This window comes from uncultured Flavobacterium sp. (assembly GCF_951805225.1).
In the GTDB taxonomy this organism is placed as follows: Bacteria; Bacteroidota; Bacteroidia; order Flavobacteriales; family Flavobacteriaceae; genus Flavobacterium.
The window spans coordinates 2578836-2599837 of sequence record NZ_OX638201.1 but is presented as its reverse complement, the minus strand read 5'-3'; the positions used below and the strand labels follow the sequence as shown (position 1 = coordinate 2599837).

16 protein-coding genes are annotated in these 21002 nt (G+C 32.4%); 7 read left to right on the top strand and 9 right to left on the bottom strand.

The window, feature by feature from the left end; all coding sequences use genetic code 11:
* The first annotated feature begins 27 nt into the window (after window positions 1-27).
* On the top strand, window positions 28-1278 hold the full coding sequence (locus tag WN975_RS10330; protein WP_337966466.1) for a cation:dicarboxylase symporter family transporter: 1251 nt from the start codon (window positions 28-30) through the stop codon (window positions 1276-1278).
* A gap of 216 nt (window positions 1279-1494) precedes the next feature.
* On the top strand, window positions 1495-2418 hold the full coding sequence (locus tag WN975_RS10325; RefSeq protein WP_337966465.1) for a 2-dehydropantoate 2-reductase: 924 nt from the start codon (window positions 1495-1497) through the stop codon (window positions 2416-2418).
* Window position 2419: 1 nt separating this feature from the next.
* Here WN975_RS10325 and WN975_RS10320 read toward each other — a convergent pair whose 3' ends face one another.
* Window positions 2420-2614 (bottom strand): hypothetical protein, encoded by a 195-nt coding sequence (locus tag WN975_RS10320; protein WP_121330088.1) that lies wholly within the window; start codon window positions 2612-2614, stop codon window positions 2420-2422.
* A 165-nt stretch (window positions 2615-2779) separates the two neighbouring features.
* Here WN975_RS10320 and WN975_RS10315 point away from each other — a divergent pair, with 165 nt between their 5' ends.
* Entirely contained in the window at window positions 2780-3328 is a 549-nt protein-coding gene (locus WN975_RS10315; RefSeq protein ID WP_337966464.1) for a DUF3575 domain-containing protein, read from the top strand.
* A 30-nt stretch (window positions 3329-3358) separates the two neighbouring features.
* On the opposite strand, the gene WN975_RS10310 is transcribed toward WN975_RS10315, so the two are convergent.
* Together WN975_RS10310 and WN975_RS10305 are read right to left on the bottom strand one after the other, a co-directional pair.
* On the bottom strand, window positions 3359-4048 hold the full coding sequence (locus tag WN975_RS10310; protein ID WP_337966463.1) for a response regulator transcription factor: 690 nt from the start codon (window positions 4046-4048) through the stop codon (window positions 3359-3361).
* A 10-nt stretch (window positions 4049-4058) separates the two neighbouring features.
* On the bottom strand, window positions 4059-5417 hold the full coding sequence (locus WN975_RS10305) for a HAMP domain-containing sensor histidine kinase (protein WP_337966462.1): 1359 nt from the start codon (window positions 5415-5417) through the stop codon (window positions 4059-4061).
* 373 nt (window positions 5418-5790) lie between these two features.
* Between WN975_RS10305 and WN975_RS10300 the strand changes: the two genes are divergently transcribed.
* Window positions 5791-7902 (top strand): outer membrane beta-barrel family protein, encoded by a 2112-nt coding sequence (locus tag WN975_RS10300; RefSeq protein ID WP_337966461.1) that lies wholly within the window; start codon window positions 5791-5793, stop codon window positions 7900-7902.
* 403 nt (window positions 7903-8305) lie between these two features.
* On the opposite strand, the gene WN975_RS10295 is transcribed toward WN975_RS10300, so the two are convergent.
* Window positions 8306-8908, bottom strand: coding sequence for an RsmD family RNA methyltransferase (locus WN975_RS10295; protein ID WP_099708590.1), 603 nt, complete (start codon window positions 8906-8908; stop codon window positions 8306-8308).
* Window positions 8905-9726, bottom strand: coding sequence for a DUF3822 family protein (locus WN975_RS10290; protein ID WP_099712656.1), 822 nt, complete (start codon window positions 9724-9726; stop codon window positions 8905-8907). The genes WN975_RS10295 and WN975_RS10290 overlap by 4 nt, the downstream gene beginning before the upstream one ends.
* Before the next feature lie 284 nt (window positions 9727-10010).
* On the opposite strand from WN975_RS10290, the gene WN975_RS10285 reads away from it, so the two are divergent.
* The 3 genes from WN975_RS10285 to kdsB all read left to right on the top strand — a co-directional run bounded on the left by WN975_RS10285 (window position 10011) and on the right by kdsB (window position 13603).
* Window positions 10011-11435, top strand: a complete 1425-nt coding sequence (locus WN975_RS10285) for an AAA family ATPase (RefSeq protein WP_337966460.1) — start codon at window positions 10011-10013, stop codon at window positions 11433-11435.
* An 89-nt stretch (window positions 11436-11524) separates the two neighbouring features.
* On the top strand, window positions 11525-12355 hold the full coding sequence (ygiD, locus tag WN975_RS10280; RefSeq protein WP_337966459.1) for a 4,5-DOPA dioxygenase extradiol: 831 nt from the start codon (window positions 11525-11527) through the stop codon (window positions 12353-12355).
* 516 nt (window positions 12356-12871) lie between these two features.
* Complete coding sequence (gene kdsB / locus WN975_RS10275) at window positions 12872-13603, top strand: 3-deoxy-manno-octulosonate cytidylyltransferase (protein ID WP_337966458.1); 732 nt, start codon at window positions 12872-12874, stop codon at window positions 13601-13603.
* A gap of 218 nt (window positions 13604-13821) precedes the next feature.
* Here kdsB and WN975_RS10270 read toward each other — a convergent pair whose 3' ends face one another.
* The 4 genes from WN975_RS10270 to WN975_RS10255 all read right to left on the bottom strand — a co-directional run bounded on the left by WN975_RS10270 (window position 13822) and on the right by WN975_RS10255 (window position 20797).
* A complete protein-coding gene (locus tag WN975_RS10270) occupies window positions 13822-16233 on the bottom strand; it encodes a thiamine pyrophosphate-dependent enzyme (RefSeq protein WP_337966457.1) in 2412 nt (803 codons plus the stop codon).
* A gap of 188 nt (window positions 16234-16421) precedes the next feature.
* Window positions 16422-19172 (bottom strand): aminopeptidase, encoded by a 2751-nt coding sequence (locus tag WN975_RS10265; protein WP_337968983.1) that lies wholly within the window; start codon window positions 19170-19172, stop codon window positions 16422-16424.
* A 301-nt stretch (window positions 19173-19473) separates the two neighbouring features.
* Window positions 19474-20202, bottom strand: coding sequence for a TIGR00730 family Rossman fold protein (locus tag WN975_RS10260; protein WP_099708581.1), 729 nt, complete (start codon window positions 20200-20202; stop codon window positions 19474-19476).
* Between the two features lie 235 nt (window positions 20203-20437).
* Window positions 20438-20797, bottom strand: a complete 360-nt coding sequence (locus WN975_RS10255) for a cupin domain-containing protein (protein ID WP_337966456.1) — start codon at window positions 20795-20797, stop codon at window positions 20438-20440.
* Window positions 20798-21002 lie beyond the last annotated feature (205 nt).

Here is a 21002-nt window from a genome sequence, read left to right as displayed (position 1 = left end):
ATTTGTGATACTCTCTAATCTATCCTCATGAATATAACCACTCCAAAATCTTCTGATAAACCAAAGAAAAGTACTTTTAAAGTCATCATTACCAATCTTACTTTTTGGGTTCTGATTGCTATTATTGCAGGTATTTTGCTCGGACATTTTTCGCCTGAAAATGGTGTGAAAATGGAAATATTAGGCAAAAGATTTATTGATATTATCAAACTTTTTATTGGTCCGATTATCTTTTTAACGATCGTTTTAGGAATTTCCGGAATGGGAAATCTTAAAAAAGTAGGCCGAATTGGAATAAAAGCGCTCGGGTATTTTGAAGTAGTTTCAACAGTGGCTTTGGCAATTGGAGTTTCTGTTGCTTATATTTTTAAGCCTGGAAAAATTGATAGGTCCGGATTGACTCTTGGTGATGCCAGTCAATATACAAGTGGTTCAGCCAAACATTTTTCGTGGTTAGAGTTTTTCTTTTCGAACTTTACTTTGCAGGTTTTATTGGCGGCGATTGTTTGCGGTATTGCCTTGAATTTTTATAAAAAAAGAGAACAAACAATTTTAGTTTTAGAACGTTTCTCGAAAGTGGTTTTTCTAGGATTAAAATATGTCATGTATCTGGCTCCAATTGGTGCTTTTGGCGGAATGGCGTTCACGATTGGTAAGTTTGGTTTGCAGACTTTGATTCCGCTTGGGAAATTGATGTTATGTGTTTATTTGACCATGGCGTTGTTTGTATTTTTAGTTTTAGGAAGTATTTTGAGATATTATAAAATCAGTATTCTTTCGATTTTAAAATACATTAAAGAAGAACTTTTACTGGTTCTTGGAACTTCATCTTCTGAAGCCGCTTTGCCAAGTATTATGGTAAAACTGGAACAAATGGGTTGTAGTAAATCGGTTGTGGGTTTGGTGATTCCAACAGGTTATTCTTTTAATCTTGACGGAACTTCGATTTATTTGTCGATGTCGGTGATATTTTTGGCTCAATTGTATGATGTTCATTTGAGTTTTTTCGAAATATTAAGTGTTATCGGAATCCTGATGGTAACGTCAAAAGGTGCGGCTGGTGTAACCGGAAGCGGATTTATAGTTCTCGCGTCGACTTTGACTGCTTTGCATAAGATTCCGGTCGAAGGATTGGCTTTTTTATTAGGAGTTGATAAATTTATGAGTGAAGCGCGAGCAATAACAAATTTGATTGGAAATACTGTAGCGACAATAATAATCTCGAAAACAGAACATGATTTTACGGAGTTGAATTTGGATCCTGTTTTGGAGGAGTAACTTTGTGTTGAATGGCTTTGTGTAATGGCACGCGGATTTTACGGATTCGCTATTGCGAAGGCGCGGATTTTTACGGATTTTTTTTTCTCATTTTTGTCCTTGCGAGGAACGAAGCAATCTCATTTGCTATATTAACTTATGTTTAAAGAGTGTGGTTGCTTCGTTCCTCGCAATGACAGACTTTGAGATTTATTCATGGCTAAAAAAATAATAATTATGAAAACAAGAATCGGAATTTTAGGACTTGGTGGAGTTGGAGGTTATTTTGGTGGACTTTTGGCGAAAGCTTATTTTGGATCGGATGCGATTGAAATTGTCTTTATTGCGCGTGGAGAAACTCAAAGGATAATTGCTCAGGACGGATTAAAAATCGTTACTGATGAAACTGAATTTATTGTTCATCCAAAATTGGTTTCGAATAATCCGGATGAAATTGGGCAATTAGATTATTTAGTTTGCGCTACCAAAACCTATGATATCGAGGAAAGTTTACTTTCGTTAAAAAAATGTATTGTTTCGGAAACCGTTATTCTTCCGTTATATAATGGTGTTGATGCGCCGGAACGCATTCAGGAATTATTTCCTGAGAATGTAGTTTTAGAAGGTTGTGTTTATATTATTTCAATGATCTTTTCGCCTGGAACGATCAGGAAAATGGGTTTTTATGAAAAGTTATTTTTTGGCTCTAAAACGGCTTCAAGATCAAAATTAGAAGAATTACAAGATATTTTGCAAAAGGCCAAAATCGAAAGTTATTTGGTTGAAAATATTGAAGAAACGGTTTGGGAGAAATTCATTTTTATTTCGGCATTAGCTTCTGCAACTTCTTATTTGAATGAGAATATTGGAGAGATTTTAAACAATCCCGAATCTAAAGAACTTTATATTCAATTAATACATGAAATTGTAGCGGTTGCCAAAGCCAAAAAGCTAAAATTACCAAACGATATTGTACAACAAACAATCGTAAAATTAGAGAAATCGCCAAAAGAAGCGACTTCATCTATGCACAGAGATTTATTGGCAGGCAAAAATACAGAGGCAATTTCATTAACTCAGTTTGTGGTAAAAGAAGGCGCTAAATACAATGTAGAAACTCCTCTTTATACAAAAATTGCCAACGTTTTGTTGCCTCAATAAATTATGATTCGTCTTTGGTAGTACGCACTAAACTGATTCCGGACGTAAAGAAAACAATACCCAGAATTCCATAAATAATTAGTGATTTGATATCTCTTGTTGCTCCGGATGTACTGGAGAATATTACGGCTGTATAAATAAGTCCAACTATACCAAGAATGGTTAGCAAGGCTCCAAAAAATCTTTTTAGGTTCATGATTTCTAGTTTTAAAAGGTTCATAACAAATTTATTATGATATCTTTTGGTGCTGTTATACAATTGCCTTTAAAACTTATATTTTTTTCAGTGTTAAAAGACTCTTTTAATACGATTTGTATTATTTAAATGCTATTTTTGGCGCAACCAATTTAAATAACCAAAATGAAAAAAAATTATCTGTTCTTATGTCTGGCCGTTCTTTTGTTTAATGGGGTTTATGCACAAGATGAAGCTGTAACTTCTGTCAGAAAAAATCAATTTAAAATTAATATGTTGTTTCCTGGCTTCGTTTATGAGCATGGTTTATCGGCTAAAAACACATTATATTCGGAGGCAACTTTAGGAGCTGGTTACCGTTATAATAGTTATTATGATGAATCAAATGTTTATATTTTTCCGATGATCACGGAACAATTTCGTCATTATTATAATTTAGAAAAAAGAGCTGCCAAAGGAAAAAGGACAGCCTATAACTCAGGGAATTTTATTGCTGCTTCAGCTTCCTATAATTTTCAATCTATTTCTACGAATAGCAAGTATGGAGAATATTCTTCTTCGGTTACATTAGGGGCACTTTGGGGATTACAACGCACTTATAAAGGAAGATTTAATCTTGAACTATGTGTTGGGCCAGGAATAAATTTTGATAAATATGATACTGAGTTTGTTCCTTTAGCGAACTTTACATTAGGTTGGGTTATCGGGAAATAATCTAAAAAAAAATAGAAAAACCTTGATTCGTCAAGGTTTTTCTATTTTAAATTCTAAGCCAATATTGCGAACACTTTCAATACTGATTTTTGGATCTGAATTAAAGTATTTTCTAAGTCTGCTGATAAAAACATCCATACTTCGACCGGAGAAATAATCATCTTTTTTCCAAACCGACATTAAAATTTGGTCTCTTTTTAATAACGTATTGTGATTCAGATATAAATACTCAATAAGCGAAGCTTCCATTTCTGTAAGCTGCTGAACATGATTTCTATTGTTGAGAGTTAATCTTTCATTATCAAAGATATAAGAACCAATTTCAATTATATTATTTCCGTCCAGAGTTCTTTTTTGTTCAATTCTTTTTAGAATATTCTGCAAACGCAAAACCAGTTCGTCGACTTCAAAAGGTTTTATAATATAATCGTCTGCACCAAGTTTTAATCCGGTGATTTTGTCTTCTTTTAACTTTCTTGCTGTTAGAAAAATAAATGGAATCTCAGGATTGATTGTAATTATTTTTTCGGCCAATGAAAATCCGTCCAATTTTGGCATCATAACGTCAAAAACACAAATGTCAAAATCCTGGTTTTTAAAATAGTCTAAAGCTATTTCTCCATTTTCTGCCCAGATTACTTCAAATTGATGCAATTCTAAATATTTTTTTAAAATTCCAGCAAAATCAAAATCGTCTTCAGCTAAAAGTAATTTTTTCAAAATAAGGTAATTAAATTTTTAATAAAATAGTAAACTGAGTTCCTTTTCCTAAATCACTCACAACATTAATTGTGCCCTGATGCGCTTTTATAATTTGATTGACATAATACAATCCTAAACCTAAGCCTTTTGTATTGTGAAGATTTCCTTGTTCTACGCGATAAAATTTATCAAAAAGAAGCGATTGTTTGTTCTTTTCAATTCCAATTCCGTCATCTTCAATACTAATCGAAAATTGATTTTGGACTATTCTTGTTTTTATCGTAATCGTATTTGAACCATATTTTACAGCATTTTCCAGAACATTTAAGAAAGCCGTTGTCAGATGGAATTTGTCTAAAACTAAAATTGTTTTCTGTGTTTGAAAATCAGTTTGAAGATTGATTTTTGGGAATGTAATTTTAAAATCATTCACAATTGCGGTCAGAAAATCTTCGGTTTCTATTTTTTCTTTTTGCAATTCAATCTCATTTTCAGCCAATGAATTTGCCATAACCTGATCAATCAAATTTTGTAAACGATTATTTTGGCGTGAAATCGTATTGACAATTGCATGGAAATTTTCATCATCATCACGAATATTTTTCTTCTCTAGGATTTTGGTAGAAATACTTAAAGTTGCTAAAGGAGTTTTAAGTTCGTGCGTAATATTATTGATGAAATCAGTTTTTACATCGCTTACTTTTTTCTGTTTGATTAAAGCTTTTATTGCGATTACAAAAAGTGTGATAAGCGTTAAAATCGATAATAATGATAAGATCAAAACAACCATCATTCGTCTTAAAATAATCATTTCCCAGTCGATTACAGAAACATACATTGAATCTTCTGTCAATAATTTGTAATCCTGATTGGCATAAGTTCCGTTTGTGGTCCCAACATAATTTCGAACCAGAAAAGCGTGATTTAATGAAGCCAGATTTCCGTATAATTTGTTTTGAATAAATGGCTTTTCGGAGAAAATTGTATCTGCTTTTTTTGTGTTTTGATACAGTATAAATTTATTGAGTACAATCGCAAAATCAATTTTAAGATTTGGTAAATCGCGCTCAAACTTACGTTGGATTTTCTGCGTCAATGCATCTTGAAATTCATTGTCGAGAATACGTTTTTTAATATCAAATTTGGTCTTTTTCCCTTTAAGGTAATTCTCAGACAAGATTTTATAAAGCGCCTCTTTTTTAGAAACAATTGCAGAATCTATATCACTGTAATTGTTGGATATTAGAGCTATTTCATTTTTGATTTCCGTATGAAATTGCGCCACTTTATAATCGTATGTCGTTTTTACCAAATAGCATTGAACCGTCGATAAAACGATCAAAGCGATAACAGAAAATGCGATTAATAAATTGATTCTTTGTTTCATTTGTTATTATGTTGGCGCGCGGATGACGCGGATCAAACGGATTTACACAGATTTTTTTGTTTTTCATGCAGATTTAAAAATGATTTTTGGCAGATTAAAAATGATCTTTTTAAATCTGCTTGAATCTGTAGAATATGCATGAAATTAACGCACGTGAATGACATGGTTTAAACACATATTATTAAAGTCAACTAATAAAACTAAACCAGTGTAAATCCGTTTAATCCGTAAAATCTGTGGGCTAATCTCCAGTTCAAAAATAATGCTTTTATAGTACAAAAAGCACGTTAACTCCGCATTAACCTTCAATTAACCTTCAGAACTCATTTTTAGAAGCACTTTTGCAATGTTTCAATCTAAAATCAATCAAAAAATGAACATTTATTTGCCTTTAAAACTTTTCTTAATTCTAATTTTATTTTGTTGTTCTCTATTTGCAAATGCACAAACCGAAACTCCTAAAGACAGTATTTCGAACAAGTTAAATGAAGTTGTGATTACTCAAAACAAAAAAACTTTTACGAATACAAATGGGAATGTTAAAGTAGATGTTGCTAATTCTATTTACAATTCGATTCCGAATTCGGTTGATTTATTGGCAAAATTACCAACGGTTCAAGTGAGTTCAGACAAAGAAAGTATTACGGTTATTGGCAAAGGAAGTCCGCTGATTTATATCGACAATCAAAAAGTGGGAATAAACGATTTGAACGCTTTGGCTGTAGCCGATATTAAAACCATCGAAATTATTCAGAATCCATCTTCTAAATATGAAGCCGAAGGTCGTTCTGTGATTTTAATTACAAGAAAGTTTAGCAAAAAAGATAGTTTCCGAACTGAGATTTCTGAGGTTGCTTCTTTCAAAAAAAACTTCAACAATTATCTTGGATTTAATTCTAATTTCAAAAAAAACAAACTCGAACTGAAAGCAAATTTCAATTACAATAGACTAAATCCTTGGGAAAACCATAGTATCGATTATCAAATTCCAACTGCAGATATTGCTTCTAAATATGATGTAACGGCGGATACGAAAAGAAAACAATATGTATTTGGTGCAGGTTTGTTTTACAAAATAAACGAAGATGATTATTTTTCGATTAGCATAAATAGTAAGTTACAAACAGATACTTTTCCGATCAATACAATAACGGATAATAAAAATAAAGAGGTAGAAAATCATGTTGTGACGTTTACTGATAATGATAGTAAAAAGAATTTTGTGAACTCATTTCTAAATTATCAGAAGAAAATAAAATCAATTGATACACAGATTTATACAGGATTGCAATATTCTAATTTTGATCAAAGATTGCTTACCGAAGTAAATAATGATTTTAATAATACAGAGTTTGAATTATCGCAAATCAGAGATCAGAAATTTAGAGTGAATTATTTTTCCGGAAGAATTGATGCAGAGAAAAAGCTTAAAAACGAGATGAAATTTGAAATGGGAGGATTGTATTCGTCAGCAAATTCTAAATCTGATGTGGCAATTTTTTATGTTGAAAACAATCAAAATGAACTGAGTAATTATGATTTTAAGGAAGAAAATTTATCCGGATATGCGCAATTGTCTGGTAAGATTAAAAAAGCAGATTTCTCGCTTGGTTTCAGGATTGAAAATTCGAATGTAACAGGGAAATTCAAAAGTGATGCAACGCCATTACTGGATAAGAACTACACGAATTTTTTCCCGAAAGCAGAGTTTACATTTCCAATTGACAGCGTAAAAAGAGTTTCTGTTAATTATGCGAGAAGTATTTCAAGACCCAATTATTCGTCCTTAGGTCAGGGAGCAACTTATATAAATCCTTATTTTTTATATGCTAGAAATATCAATTTAGATCCAACAATTACGAACGAAATATCGACTACTTTTTTATATCATGATAAGTCTGTTAAATTGACTTATTATCAAACTAAAGATCCTGTTCATAATAGTTTTTCTTTTGATGATCAAACTAATATAATGACTTTTAAGGATATTAACTTTGATAAAAGTTCAGGACTTTCAGCGGAATTTGTGTTGCCATTTAACTATAAATTCTGGACAACGACCAATTCTATGATTTTTATTTTAGAAAAGATTGAAGATCGAACGGCGGCATTTATGGGTTCAAAACCGTATGCTTATTTTAGCTCAAATAATGAATTTAAACTTCCAAAAGAATATTCTTTTAATCTGAATTTCTGGAGATTAACAAAACAATATACGGGAGTTTTTGTGACAAATCCAAGATTTATTGTTGATGTGACGGTTTCAAAAACGTTCTTCAAAAAATGGAATTGTACTTTGAGTTGTAATAATGTTTTTAAAAATAATATCGAAACGGAGAAATTTACAATCAATAATATAAATTCTAAAGCAAGATATGTTGTCGATAATCATGAGGTTTCGATCGCGATAAGATATTCTTTCGGAAAAGTGAAAGATACAGAGTTTAAGGAGAAAAACGACGATAATCAAAATAGAATTAATTAATTCAAGTTGGTATTTTGAGCCAGATTACGCATTAGAGATTTTAGTAAAAAAGAAGTATTTAATTTTAAAATAATTATTTATTCTTGTTCCATCGGAACATTTCATCGGTAGTAGAAAAAAATGTTTGCGATTAGATATCATCCCTTAGGGATGTTTGATAAATAGTATGTTGATATATATTGGTTATGAATCAAACGTTCCTACGGAACGTAAAAAAAACGCATTAGTATTGGTTTACCGATGAAATGTTCCGATGGAACAAAAATATTTAAAAAACAATTAATTGTGTTTTGGTAATTTTTTAATGCATAATCTGGCTCAAAATACCAACTGGAATTAATTAGATAAAACAAAAAAATCCCTTGAAATTTTCAAGGGATTTTTTTATGATTTCAAAACAAAATTATCCTTCGTCTTCTTCTATTATTTTTATGGAATTGTCCGGAAGTTCTTCGTCGTCATCTGTAGAATTCAATTCGAAGAAACTAAAGAAAGATCCACCGTAACTTTTCTGAAAAGAAAAATTACTTAAATGTTCCATTTTCGTGTATTTCGAATGCTCGATAATCATCATTCCGTCTTCATGAAGTAAATCTCTTTCGAAAACGGTTAAAACAATTTTTTCAAAAGCATTCTGATCTAATCCATAAGGCGGATCTGCAAAAATAATATCGTATGATGTTTTGCAATTTTCCAGAAATTTATAAACATCACTTTTTGTAGCAGCGATATTAAAATCATATTCTGAAGCGACTTGTTTGACAAATTTTACGCATCCAAAATCACCGTCAACTGAGGTAATTGGAGCACTTCCGCGTGAAGCGAATTCGTAACTGATATTACCGGTTCCCGAAAATAAGTCTAAAACCTTTAAGCCGTCAAAACTAAAATGATTATTTAAAACATTAAACAATGCTTCTTTACTCATGTCAGTCGTAGGTCTTACAGGAAGGTTTTTTGGCGGAAAAATTCGGCGTCCTTTGTATTTTCCTGAAATGATTCTCATGATTGAAATAAGATATAATGTTTTTGATTTTGTGCAGTTGAAAAGCGGTTTCTTTGCTGTAAAGTCTCTACATCCATAAAAGAAATATGGCGAATGTACTTGTAAGCAATGGCATAAAAAGGGTCGTTTCTATCTATTGTTCCTAATAATTCAAGCGGAAAACTTTCTGGATTTAAGCTCAATTGTTCGGCAGTAAATAGAATATAATAAAGAAAATCTTCCGGCGTCTGGTATTCAAAAGAATTGAATAATAGCAGTTTTTGATTTTGTACAACGATTATTTCAAAATGATTTGGATTGAAATTCACTACCATTTTTTTCTCATCATTGTTTTTTGAATTTTCAATGATTTTTTCGACTAAAATACTGTTGACATGTTTGTAATCAAACGAACCAACGGTGTCAATTAAAAAGTTATTGATATTGACATACGGAATGTAAACCGAATTCATTTCGTATTTTGAAAGATGATCGAAAGTAAAAAAATCAGTTTCAAAAACTTTTGTAGTGTATTGTAAATAGCTTGCCAGGTAATTTTCGTCGAACAAAGCCGTTGGTACAAAAGTTGAAAGATTATTGTTGTGAATTACCAAAATCTCGTCGTAAGAATCTTTTAATTCAGGATAGTTTTTGAAAGCAGCACTATATAAGTCTTCAATTTTTGATGTTTTTTGTGCGGCATCAAAGTTAACTTCGTTAAACGCTGTAATCGTATTATTTAGAGTATCAAAACAACAAAACGAAAATCCATTCAAGGAAACCTGAATAGAAAGTTTTTTGTAATTTTTTGAAGTGATATTAGTATTTTGCAATGACATATTTGATTTACAATTCGTTACCTGTTTTTGAATCAAGAAAGAATTTAAGGCGAGTACAAACTTACAAATTAAAAAGGAAGAATTATAATTGCAATTTCAAAAAACAATTTTAATTAGATTTTAAAGCAAGGTTAAATTTTCTTTACCTTATAAGTGATGTAAGTTCATATTATTTTGCTCAAAAAAATCAGAATAACGCTTTAATTGAAATTGTGATTGATATTGATTTTTGGAATTGACATTGCCATTAAAAAGCCCGTACTTTGTATTTCAATTTTACCCCTATGAATTCATCTTTGTTTTACGGCGTTTTGCAAAAAAGATTTCCGTTTGCTCCAACATACAAACAGGACATTTTTTTTCAGAAAATCGCTATTTTCTTAACGGACACACATAACGATACGATTTTTGTACTAAAAGGATATGCCGGAACTGGAAAAACGACTGTGATTTCGACAATTGTAAACAATCTTGGCGATATTAATAAAAAGTTTGTTTTGCTGGCGCCAACGGGTCGTGCGGCTAAAGTAATTGCTAATTATTCGAATACGCCAGCTTTTACAATCCATAAAAAAATATATTTTCCTAAAAAGTCGGCTGGCGGAGGCGTTGCTTTTACCAAGCAATTGAACAAGCATAAAAATACGATTTTTATCGTCGACGAGGCTTCGATGATTTCTGATAGCAATTCAGATTCTAAGCTTTATGATAATGGATCGCTTCTGGACGATTTGATTTCGTACGTATATTCGGGAACCAATTGCAAGATGATTCTTCTTGGAGATACCGCTCAGTTGCCGCCCGTAAATTTAGATATAAGTCCGGCGCTTGATACGCATACTTTGGCGGCGCATTATAATAAAGAAATCGAACATATAGAACTCGACGAAGTAATGCGTCAGGAGGAAAGTTCAGGGATTTTGTTTAATGCGACGGAATTGCGAGAATTGCTAAAAGAAAGCTTTATTACCGAGTTTAAATTCAATGTAAAAAAGTTTAAAGATATTGTTCGTTTAACGGATGGTTACGATATTCAGGATGCAATTAATTCGGCTTACAGCAATTATAGTATTGAAGATACGGCGTTTATAGTTCGTTCTAATAAAAGAGCGAATCAATATAACGAACAAATCAGAACGAGGATTTTGTTTAAAGAAAGTGAACTTTCTGTGGGCGATTTCCTGATGGTGGTAAAGAATAATTATTTCTGGTTAAAAGAAACTGATGAAGCGGGATTTATTGCCAATGGTGATATTATTGAAGTTCTGGAGCTTTTTGGAATCAAAGAATTATACGGATTTACTTTCGCGAAAGTAAAAATACGAATGGTCGATTATCCGGAGCAGAAACCTTTTGAAACTGTTTTGTTATTAGATACAATCAAAAGTGAATCTCCATCTTTAACGTACGAAGAATCAAATCGTTTGTACGAAGAAGTGATGAAGGATTATGAAAATGAAACGACGAAATACAAGAAGTTTCAGAAAGTAAAAGAGAACGAATATTTTAACGGATTACAAGTGAAATTCTCGTACGCAATTACGTGTCATAAATCGCAAGGAGGGCAGTGGAATACGGTTTTTATTGAACAGCCGTATTTGCCAAACGGAATCGATCGCGATTATATCAGATGGCTTTATACTGCTATGACACGTGCCAAAAATAAGTTATATTTGATAGGATTTAAAGACGAGAGTTTTGAGGAATAAAACACCAATTTCACAGATTTTCACGAATTATTTTAGACTTAGAATTTGTGTGAATTAGTGCAATTTGTGTTGTAAAATCTATTTTCACAATGACAACATTAAACGACTTACATTCGATTTCATCAACGTTTTCGAATACAGATAAAATGCCGGTTTTATTTTTAGGACACGGCAGCCCAATGAATGCAATTGAAGAAAATCAGTTTGTGGCTGGTTTTCGTGATCTTGCCAAAACATTGCCACAACCGAATGCAATTCTATGTGTTTCGGCGCATTGGTTTACAAACGGAACCAAAGTAACTTCGATGCAAATGCCAAGAACTATTCATGATTTTGGTGGTTTTCCGCAAGCGCTATTTGATGTGCAATATCCTGCAAAAGGAAGTCCTGAATTAGCTTTGGAAACTCAGAAAATTTTAGATCCTGTTCACGTTGATTTAGACGAACATTGGGGTTTAGATCATGGCGCCTGGAGCGTAATCAAGCATTTATATCCAGAAGCAAATGTTCCGGTAATTCAGTTGAGTATTGATTATACAAAATCAGGACAATATCATTTTGAGTTGGCTCAGAAGTTGCAATCATTACGTCGTAAAGGCGTTTTGATTATCGGAAGCGGAAATATCGTTCATAATCTTCGTCTGGTTGATTTTAGAAATTTTGATAAAGATAATTACGGTTACGATTGGGCAATTGAAGCGCGCGAAACCGTTAATAATTATTTATTAGATGGAAATTTTCAGCCTTTGATTGATTTCGAAAAAATGAACAAAGCGATTCAATTGGCGATTCCAACTCCGGATCATTATTTACCTTTATTATACACTTTAGGTTTAAAAGAAAAATCAGAAGAATTGAGTTTGTTTAATGATAAATTATTGGCTGGTTCTTTGAGTATGACTTCGGTAAAAATTATGTAGAAATTGTGTAGAAATTGTGTAGAAATTTTTACCGCAAAGTGCGCTAAGTTTTTTTGCTCTGGATTACGCTTATTAAACGCAAAGTTCGCAAAGCTATATTTACAAAGCTTTGCGAACTTTGCGTTTTTATAAAACCTTGTAAATGAGAAACCTTTGCGCGCTTTGCGGTAAAATACATAAGACAAGATTAACGGTAAAGCTTTGCGAACTTTGCGTTTTTATAAAACCTTACAGATAAAAAACCTTTGCGTGCTTTGCGGTAAAATACGCAAGGCAAGATTAACGGTAAAGCTTTGCGAACTTTGCGTTTTTATAAAACCTTGCAAATAAAAAAACTTTGCGCGCTTTGCGGTAAAATGCGTTTGTTAAATCATATTATAAAGTAGTAAAAACGAATTATAGAGTTTTGCAAGTTTCCCTGTTTTTCTAAATTATAAACATATGATCTCTTTGAATTATGTTTTTTATCTAGGTTTTGAATACTTACATTTGTTTTGGTTAAAAAAAAGAATTAAAATGAAAATAATAGCTGTAATTCCGGCACGATATGCTTCAACACGTTTTCCTGCGAAACTAATGCAGGATTTGGGTGGAAAAACTGTGATTTTAAGAACTTATGAAGCAACTGTTGCTACAAAATTGTTTGATGATGTATTTGTAGTAACTGATTCTGATTTGATATTTGATGAAATTGTAAATCACGGTGGAAAAGCCATTATGAGCATCAAAGAGCACGAATCCGGAAGTGATCGAATTGCTGAAGCTGTTGCGAATTTAGATGTTGATATTGTTGTAAATGTGCAAGGTGATGAACCTTTTACAGAAGCTGGACCATTAGAACAGGTTTTATCTGTTTTTAAAAATGATGAAGACCGTAAGATTGATTTGGCTTCGTTAATGCGTGAAATTACAGATGAAGACGATATAAATAACCCGAATGATGTAAAAGTGGTGGTTGATCAATCGCAATTTGCATTGTATTTTTCACGTTCAGTGATTCCATATCCTAGAGATAAAGATGTTGGTGTGCGTTATTTTCAACACATCGGGATTTATGCTTTTAGAAAACAGGCTTTGTTGGATTTTTATAGTTTACCAATGAAATCTTTGGAAGCTTCTGAGAAGTTAGAGCAATTACGATATTTAGAATTTGGAAAACGTATTAAAATGGTCGAAACAACTCATATTGGTATTGGGATTGATACGGCTGAGGATTTAGAAAAGGCTAGGGCTATATTGAAGGCTTAGTTTGCGATTAATGGCACGCGGATGACACGGATTCGCTATTGCGAAGTCGCGGATTTTTTGTCATTGCGAGGAACGAAGCAATCTCACTTGCTTTATCACGTCATGTTTTGATAGTGTGGTTGCTTCGTTCCTCGCAATGACGTAATTTATGTAAAAATAAAAAAGCTTGTAAACAATTGTCTACAAGCTTTTTTTATATTCAAAACCGAACTAAATTCTTAGTATAAACTAGGGAATTTAGATGGATTAACTTCATTCATCATGCTGTATACTTTTTCAAAAATATCTTCGGCAGAAGGTTTTGAGAAATAGTCACCATCAGTTCCGTATGCTGGTCTGTGCTCTTTTGCAGCAAGGGTTTGCGGTTTACTGTCTAAGTAATTATAAGCGTCTTGATCTTCCAAAATTTGTTGCAAAATAAATGCTGAAGCTCCTCCGGGAACATCTTCGTCAATTACTAAAAGACGATTTGTTTTGGCAATACTTTTTACAATATCCTTGTTAACGTCAAACGGAAGTAAAGATTGAATATCGATTACTTCGCAATCAATTCCTAAATCCAATAATTCTACTGCAGCTTGTTCTACCAATCTTAATGTTGATCCGTAAGAAACTAAAGTAATATCTGAACCTTCTTTTAGAGTTTCAACTACACCAATTGGCGTTTTGAATTCTCCAAAGTTTAACGGAGTTTTTTCTTTTAAACGGTAACCATTTAAACATTCGATTACTAAAGCTGGTTCGTCAGTCTCTAAAAGAGCGTTGTAAAAACCTGCCGCTTGCGTCATATTTCTAGGAACCAAAACGTGGATTCCGCGTATAGCGTTAATAATCATTCCCATTGGAGAACCAGAATGCCAGATACCTTCCAGACGATGTCCGCGGGTTCTGATAATTAATGGTGCTTTTTGTTTTCCAACGGTTCTGTATTGTAAAGTAGCCAAATCATCACTCATGATTTGAATCGCATACAGTAAATAATCTAAATATTGAATCTCAGCAATAGGACGTAAGCCTCTCAAAGCCATTCCAATTCCTTGTCCAAGAATAGTTGCTTCACGAATACCAACATCGGCAACACGAAGTTCACCGTATTTCTCCTGCATTCCTTCTAAACCTTGGTTTACGTCACCAATGTTTCCTACGTCTTCACCAAAGATTAAAGTTTCTGGATATTTGCTAAATAAAGCGTCAAAGTTGTCACGTAAAATCATACGTCCGTCTAAGTCAGCTTTTGCATTTTCAGCATATTCAGGAAGTACTTTTTTAACTGAAAATACATTTTGCTCTGAATCAGAATATAAATTACTGCTGAATTTTTCTTGTGTAGTTCCAATATAATCTGTGATCCATTTTGATAGTATAGCTTTACTATTTGGAACTTCGATAAAGCGTAAAATCTTTCTTGCGATAACAAGCATTTCCTTTTTTAAAGGTGATTTTATGGCGCTTAATTCAGAGATGTATTTTTTAATTCTTTCTTTATGATTGATGCTTGCCTCAGCAATTTGCTCCAATAATACTAAAAGATTTTTTTGATCTTCAATAATTGGATTTATAAAAGAGTTCCAAGCTTCTTTTTTGGCTTCCAGAACTTCTTTTTTCAATTCAAAATCAATTTCGGCTAATTCTTCAGGCGATGCAATATTGATAGCGATCATCCATAAACGCATCTGACGAATACAGTCAAAATCTTTTTCCCAAGCCAGTCTTTCTGCATTTTTGTAACGTTCGTGAGAACCAGAAGTAGAATGCCCTTGTGGCTGGGTTAATTCGTTTACGTGAATTAAAACAGGAACGTGTTGTTCGCGTGCGATTGCGCCGGCTCTTTCATAAGTAGAAACTAACTCGGCATAATCCCAACCTTTTACTCTAAAAATATCATAACCTTTAGAATCTTCGTCGCGTTGGTATCCTTTTAAGATTTCAGAGATGTTTTCTTTAGTAGTTTGATGTTTTGCGTGAACCGAAATTCCGTATTCATCATCCCAAACACTCATAACCATTGGTACTTGCAGAACTCCGGCAGCATTTATGGTTTCAAAAAACAAACCTTCAGATGTACTTGCATTTCCAATAGTTCCCCATGCAACTTCGTTTCCGTTTACAGAGAATTTGTCTTTGATAGTAATACCATCAACATTTCTGTAAATTTTTGAAGCTTGAGCTAATCCCAATAATCTTGGCATTTGTCCGGCTGTTGGAGATATATCTGCGCTTGAATTTTTTTGTTTTGTTAAGTCTTTCCAAGATCCGTCTTCGTTCAAACTGTGCGTTACAAAGTGTCCGCCCATTTGCCTTCCTGCAGACATTGGATCAAAATCTAAATCGGTATGACCGTATAAACCTGCAAAAAATTGCTTTGGAGTCAGCTCGCCAATTGCCATCATAAAAGTCTGATCGCGATAGTATCCGGAACGGAAATCTCCGTTTTTAAAAGCTTTTGCCATAGCAAGCTGTGGCACTTCTTTTCCGTCTCCAAATATTCCAAATTTGGCTTTACCAGTTAATACTTCTTTACGACCTAAAAGACTACATTCGCGGCTGGTAACTGCAATTCTATAGTCGTTCAATACCTCAGTTTTGAAATCTTCAAATGTTAATGTAGTATTGCTTTTTTCTTTTATCATAATCTTGGAGAGTCATGTTTACTCTGCGAAATTACTTAAAAACAATCAATAATCATAATTCTTTAAAATAAATATAATTCAATTATTTGTATTTAAAACCAAAAAACTACGTACTTTTTTTGTGGTATTTTTACGTAAAAATTGTTTTTTGTGATAATAATGCAGGTTTTTATTTAAAATTCATTCGATTAGAACCATTTTCTAGTGAAAAGATTGACTAATGTTTTTGGTGATAAAGTGATCACAAATCGTATTTTTTGGTCATAATTTTTTTGAGAAACCTCCCATCCATTATTCGAATAAACCGGAAAATAGAGTTCAAAATAGTCCGGAACCAAGTTTAACCGTATACCGCTATCATAAACAAAGTCTGCACTTTGATGCTTACTTTTCATAAAACCAATATCTCCGTACATTTCAATCCAGTTCCAAATCGAATAACTGGCATTCAAAGTTGTCATCCATTGATTGGCGTATGCAGGTTCTAATTTTGATTTAAAACCACCTTCGGCCATTACAAATTGCTGACTAAAGAATCCGGTGCTTTCAGATCTTCCGTAAAAATTATAATCGAAAAGATAATCGGTTGGACGATCTAAACCAAAACTAAAATAATCTGAATTTGTAGAGTTGTATATAAAAGCTCCGGCGTACATTCTTAGATTTAATTTATGATTGTTTTCGAACAATCTGCGATATTCAACTTCTCCGGCAATTTTTCCGAAATCTCCCGAAAGTTGAAGATCATTCATATAACTAAAATGATTAATCAACTCGGTTTTTGTATTTGTATAACGCGCATTGAAAACCGAATAATTTGGTTTTGAATTATCAGTTATATATTTACTCTCTTCACGATTTACAATTACCTGACGAAACAGAATTATTTGTTTTCGATTATCTCTAAAGTTTTCTTCACGAATTCTAAACTGAACCATTGGATTTAATCTCAAATAAGTGGCGTCTGGAGCATAGTGAAAATAATTTTGACTTAAAGAATATCGCACATTATATAAGGTACTATTTCTATAATATTCGCTCCATGAAAAAGCCGAAGAACCAGAAATTGTTCCGGCATTTATAGAATAAGCAGGATTAATGTCAAAAGTAAACGGTTTGTCAAGAATAGTTTTGTTGTGAAAACGAATTCCTGGCGTCAAACCATCGTATAAATTATAAGTAAGCGTTGGGATGTATAAAATCTGATTGTAATATGGATCTTCTAAATCTTTGGCAAAATTAAATTTTATAGGACGATTGGTTATAACTAAACTCTTCAAAGATTTCCAGTTGTTTCTTTGATTGTATTCCGGAACTTCATTGTCGTAATTCAGAACAAGTTTGTCTGCGCTTTTTCGGGCAAATTCATAAATCGAATCATTATTCTTAGGTTCGATCCATTTCTTGAATACGACTTCATTTTTCTTAATTCCGTAAACGGGAATTGGAACAAAATTATCAGTCTTATTTTTTATTTTAAACTGAACGCTGTCTTTAGTTCTCGAAACATTCGTAAACTTATAGTCAATAATATCACGTGAATCTATAATAGTATTAAAAAACCATTTGATGTCTTTTGGACTGTTTTTGGTTAGTATTTTTTCGAAATCATAGCGATTCGTTTGTTCTTTTTTATTCAGATTATAAAATTCCTGTACACTTTCAGGAACAATATTATGATTTAAATAATCATCTAAATAACTCAAACTTAAACCTGCGCGGTATTTGCTCGCAATTTGTTCGTTGAATTTTATTAAAGTATTTTTTGGGTCGCCAAGTGGTTGATCCAAATTTTTTCTGGCCATTAGCATATAATAATAACTGTATTGCTCGTTGAAAGTCAGATTTGTAATGTTGTAACTTTTAAAGAGTTTCATGTCCGAAAGTCGTCCAAGCATTTTTTGATCCGAGTGATGTTGCTCCATGTATTTCATCATCGCATAAATCTGAATTCCGTCATAAACCCAATTGTCTTTTCTGGGATCCAAGCGTAAACAATTCTTTAGATAATTGTTCAAATACGTTTTTAAGAAAGTAATCTCAAAAATAAAATCATCACTAAACGGACTTATAAACGATGGTAACTGATTTAATCCATAAAAAGGATTTCTATCATAATCCACCTGAGAAATCAATATTCTTTCATGTGGATATTTTCCAATAAAATCATTCGCAAAAGTGGCAACTTTATCTATGATAATTGCTTTTTGAATCTCGTCCAATTTCTTGGTTTTTAAATCTGAAAGTACTTCTACAAGACCATTATCGTAACTCTTGAAAGTATTCTGTTTTTCGATATAAAAATTAAAATCAGTTCTGTTATTTCCAGTAAATAAATAAGTGCTAAAAGATGGATTCGAAATATCTTTTGAAACCGAATTCAAATCAGTTGTAATAGAATAACTGCTTGGAAGTTTTACTTCGATTTGATAATCAGTACTTGCATTAGCAATATCATCCAGATTGAAATTGTTGTTTTTTGTAAAACTATGATTTTCAAATCTCGCAGGACTTAAAAACCAGTTTTTCAAAATCATTCCACCATTTTGAGTAAAACCGTAGCGCGTAAATTTATCACTCGGAATTTTAGAGATATAAGTTAGGTGCAAATCTATTTTTTCTCCAGGATATAATTTTCTATTTAGCTTAACAATAATGTAATCAGGATTCTTATCCGTTCTTTCCCATTCAAGAGCCATATTGTCAGAATCGGTAAGATTCAAAATAGTAGTATTTCCTCTTTCAGCAGGTTTAGCAAGATGAAAACCTCTATAAAACTCATCAGAAAAACGTCTTGCAAGCGGCGTGTTTTTATCCGAAAAAGCATTATTCCAATCGTTCAATACAATCGAAACCAACGAATCGTTTGAAGTGTTGTAAAACGTAATATCCTGTTTTACATTTAGAGTTTTGAGTTCGAGATTAACCGCCACTTCCATCTTAGATTGATGTTGCGCGAACTGTTTTACCGAACTTAATAAAACTAAAACAAATAATATAATTCTATAGATTGATTTCAATGATAGTTCAGATATTGATGAATATAACTTAAGTTACGAGCGTATAGTTGTTTTGGTTTTATGTAAAAATAGCATAAAAAAAGCTGTTTTAAAAAACAGCTTTACTTTTTTGTAAGATTTAATGTAATTAAACATATAGATGATGTAAGTTCATGTTATTTTAAGGATAGCATAACGTGAATTTAAATTAGTTTACATCATTTATATGTTCGAAATATTTTTAGAAATTTGGACTTAAGTCATATTTCTTGTAGAATTTATCTAATACGTCAACTACTTCATCTTCAGTATCTACGATTTTAAATAAGTTTAAATCTTCTGGACTTACTGTATGCATTTTTTCAACCAAAACAGTTTTTACCCAGTCAATCAATCCAGACCAAAATTCAACACCAACTAAAATAATTGGGAATTTTCCAATTTTCTTAGTCTGAATCAAAGTAATCGCTTCAAACATTTCGTCAAGAGTTCCAAAACCACCTGGCATAACCACAAAACCTTGCGAATATTTAACGAACATAACTTTTCTCACAAAGAAATAATCGAAATTCAGGTTTTTATCGTGGTCAATATAAGGGTTAAAGTGTTGTTCAAAAGGCAATTCGATATTCAAACCAACCGAAGTTCCGCCTCCTAAATGTGCACCTTTATTTCCAGCTTCCATGATTCCGGGACCACCTCCTGTGATCACTCCGTAACCAGCTTTACTGATTTTGAATGCAATTTTTTCTGCCAATAAATAATACTTATCATCTGGTTTTGTTCGCGCCGATCCAAAAATCGATACACAAGGACCAATACGTCCCATGCTTTCATAACCGTTTACAAATTCGGCCATGATTTTAAAAATCGCCCAGCTGTCATTTGTTCTAATTTCATTCCACGTTTTTTGTTTCAAACGGTCCTGAATTACTTTGTCCTCATCATTATCAAAATCTTCTAATCTCATTTTAGGTATTTTAATTATTTATATTTTTATTTCTAGCTGTGTCGTTTTAAAATTTTTATCTCAAGTCTAGTAGAAGAAGAAGGAGCTATTTCCTGCTGTCCACTATATTCCCGATAACAAAAACTACGGCTAAAAAGCCTTGTTTTTCTAAATCGGGAGATGCCGTTCCCATCAGGGCTAGGGCATCTGTTTTCAATTGAAATATTGTTTTATAAAAAGAAAAATTCTCTTTTAATTAATACGTTTGTTCTTCAATTGATTTAGTGATGTTGCTTTTAACTTTTCCGGTATGTTCGGTAGTTTTTGATTCAATCAACATTATAGAACATTCCTCAACCGATGAAACCCGATGATTTACGCCTTTTTTTACAACGAATAAATCGCCTTTTTTCATCGTGAAAGAAGCTTCATTTTCAATTTCCATTAAAAGCTCACCATCTATAATGTAAAATAATTCGTCTTCATTCTCATGATTATGCCACGGAACTTCCTGACCTTTTATTTTGGCCACTTTAATATATTGATCGTTTACTTCATCAATAATTTTAGGCGAAAAATATCGGTCTACACCAGTTAATTTATCTTTTAGATTCATGGATTTTATCTTACTCTTTGCCAGAATTAAAAGCTTTGACAAAAAGGGCGTACTAAATTACTGCTTTTTTCGAGAATTGTTACAGAAATGGGGATTTATTAATTTAAATGTAACATTTAAAATAAGATCATTCTTGTATTCTTATTCATTATCAATAGATTGGAGTGTGTAATGAATTGTTTTATTTTTGAATGGAATAATTAGT

Excerpts from the sequence above, each read along its gene's own strand:
- WN975_RS10285 (WP_337966460.1), top strand. The coding sequence starts at position 10,011 with ATGAATTCATCTTTGTTTTACGGCGTTTTGCAAAAAAGATTTCCGTTT.
- WN975_RS10300 (WP_337966461.1), top strand. The coding sequence starts at position 5,791 with ATGAACATTTATTTGCCTTTAAAACTTTTCTTAATTCTAATTTTATTT.
- WN975_RS10330 (WP_337966466.1), top strand. The coding sequence starts at position 28 with ATGAATATAACCACTCCAAAATCTTCTGATAAACCAAAGAAAAGTACT.
- kdsB (WP_337966458.1), top strand. The coding sequence starts at position 12,872 with ATGAAAATAATAGCTGTAATTCCGGCACGATATGCTTCAACACGTTTT.
- WN975_RS10320 (WP_121330088.1), bottom strand. The coding sequence starts at position 2,614 with ATGAACCTAAAAAGATTTTTTGGAGCCTTGCTAACCATTCTTGGTATA.
- WN975_RS10260 (WP_099708581.1), bottom strand. The coding sequence starts at position 20,202 with ATGAGATTAGAAGATTTTGATAATGATGAGGACAAAGTAATTCAGGAC.
- WN975_RS10325 (WP_337966465.1), top strand. The coding sequence starts at position 1,495 with ATGAAAACAAGAATCGGAATTTTAGGACTTGGTGGAGTTGGAGGTTAT.
- WN975_RS10305 (WP_337966462.1), bottom strand. The coding sequence starts at position 5,417 with ATGAAACAAAGAATCAATTTATTAATCGCATTTTCTGTTATCGCTTTG.
- WN975_RS10265 (WP_337968983.1), bottom strand. The coding sequence starts at position 19,172 with ATGGAAGTGGCGGTTAATCTCGAACTCAAAACTCTAAATGTAAAACAG.
- WN975_RS10295 (WP_099708590.1), bottom strand. The coding sequence starts at position 8,908 with ATGAGAATCATTTCAGGAAAATACAAAGGACGCCGAATTTTTCCGCCA.
- WN975_RS10270 (WP_337966457.1), bottom strand. The coding sequence starts at position 16,233 with ATGATAAAAGAAAAAAGCAATACTACATTAACATTTGAAGATTTCAAA.
- WN975_RS10255 (WP_337966456.1), bottom strand. The coding sequence starts at position 20,797 with ATGAATCTAAAAGATAAATTAACTGGTGTAGACCGATATTTTTCGCCT.
- ygiD (WP_337966459.1), top strand. The coding sequence starts at position 11,525 with ATGACAACATTAAACGACTTACATTCGATTTCATCAACGTTTTCGAAT.
- WN975_RS10315 (WP_337966464.1), top strand. The coding sequence starts at position 2,780 with ATGAAAAAAAATTATCTGTTCTTATGTCTGGCCGTTCTTTTGTTTAAT.
- WN975_RS10290 (WP_099712656.1), bottom strand. The coding sequence starts at position 9,726 with ATGTCATTGCAAAATACTAATATCACTTCAAAAAATTACAAAAAACTT.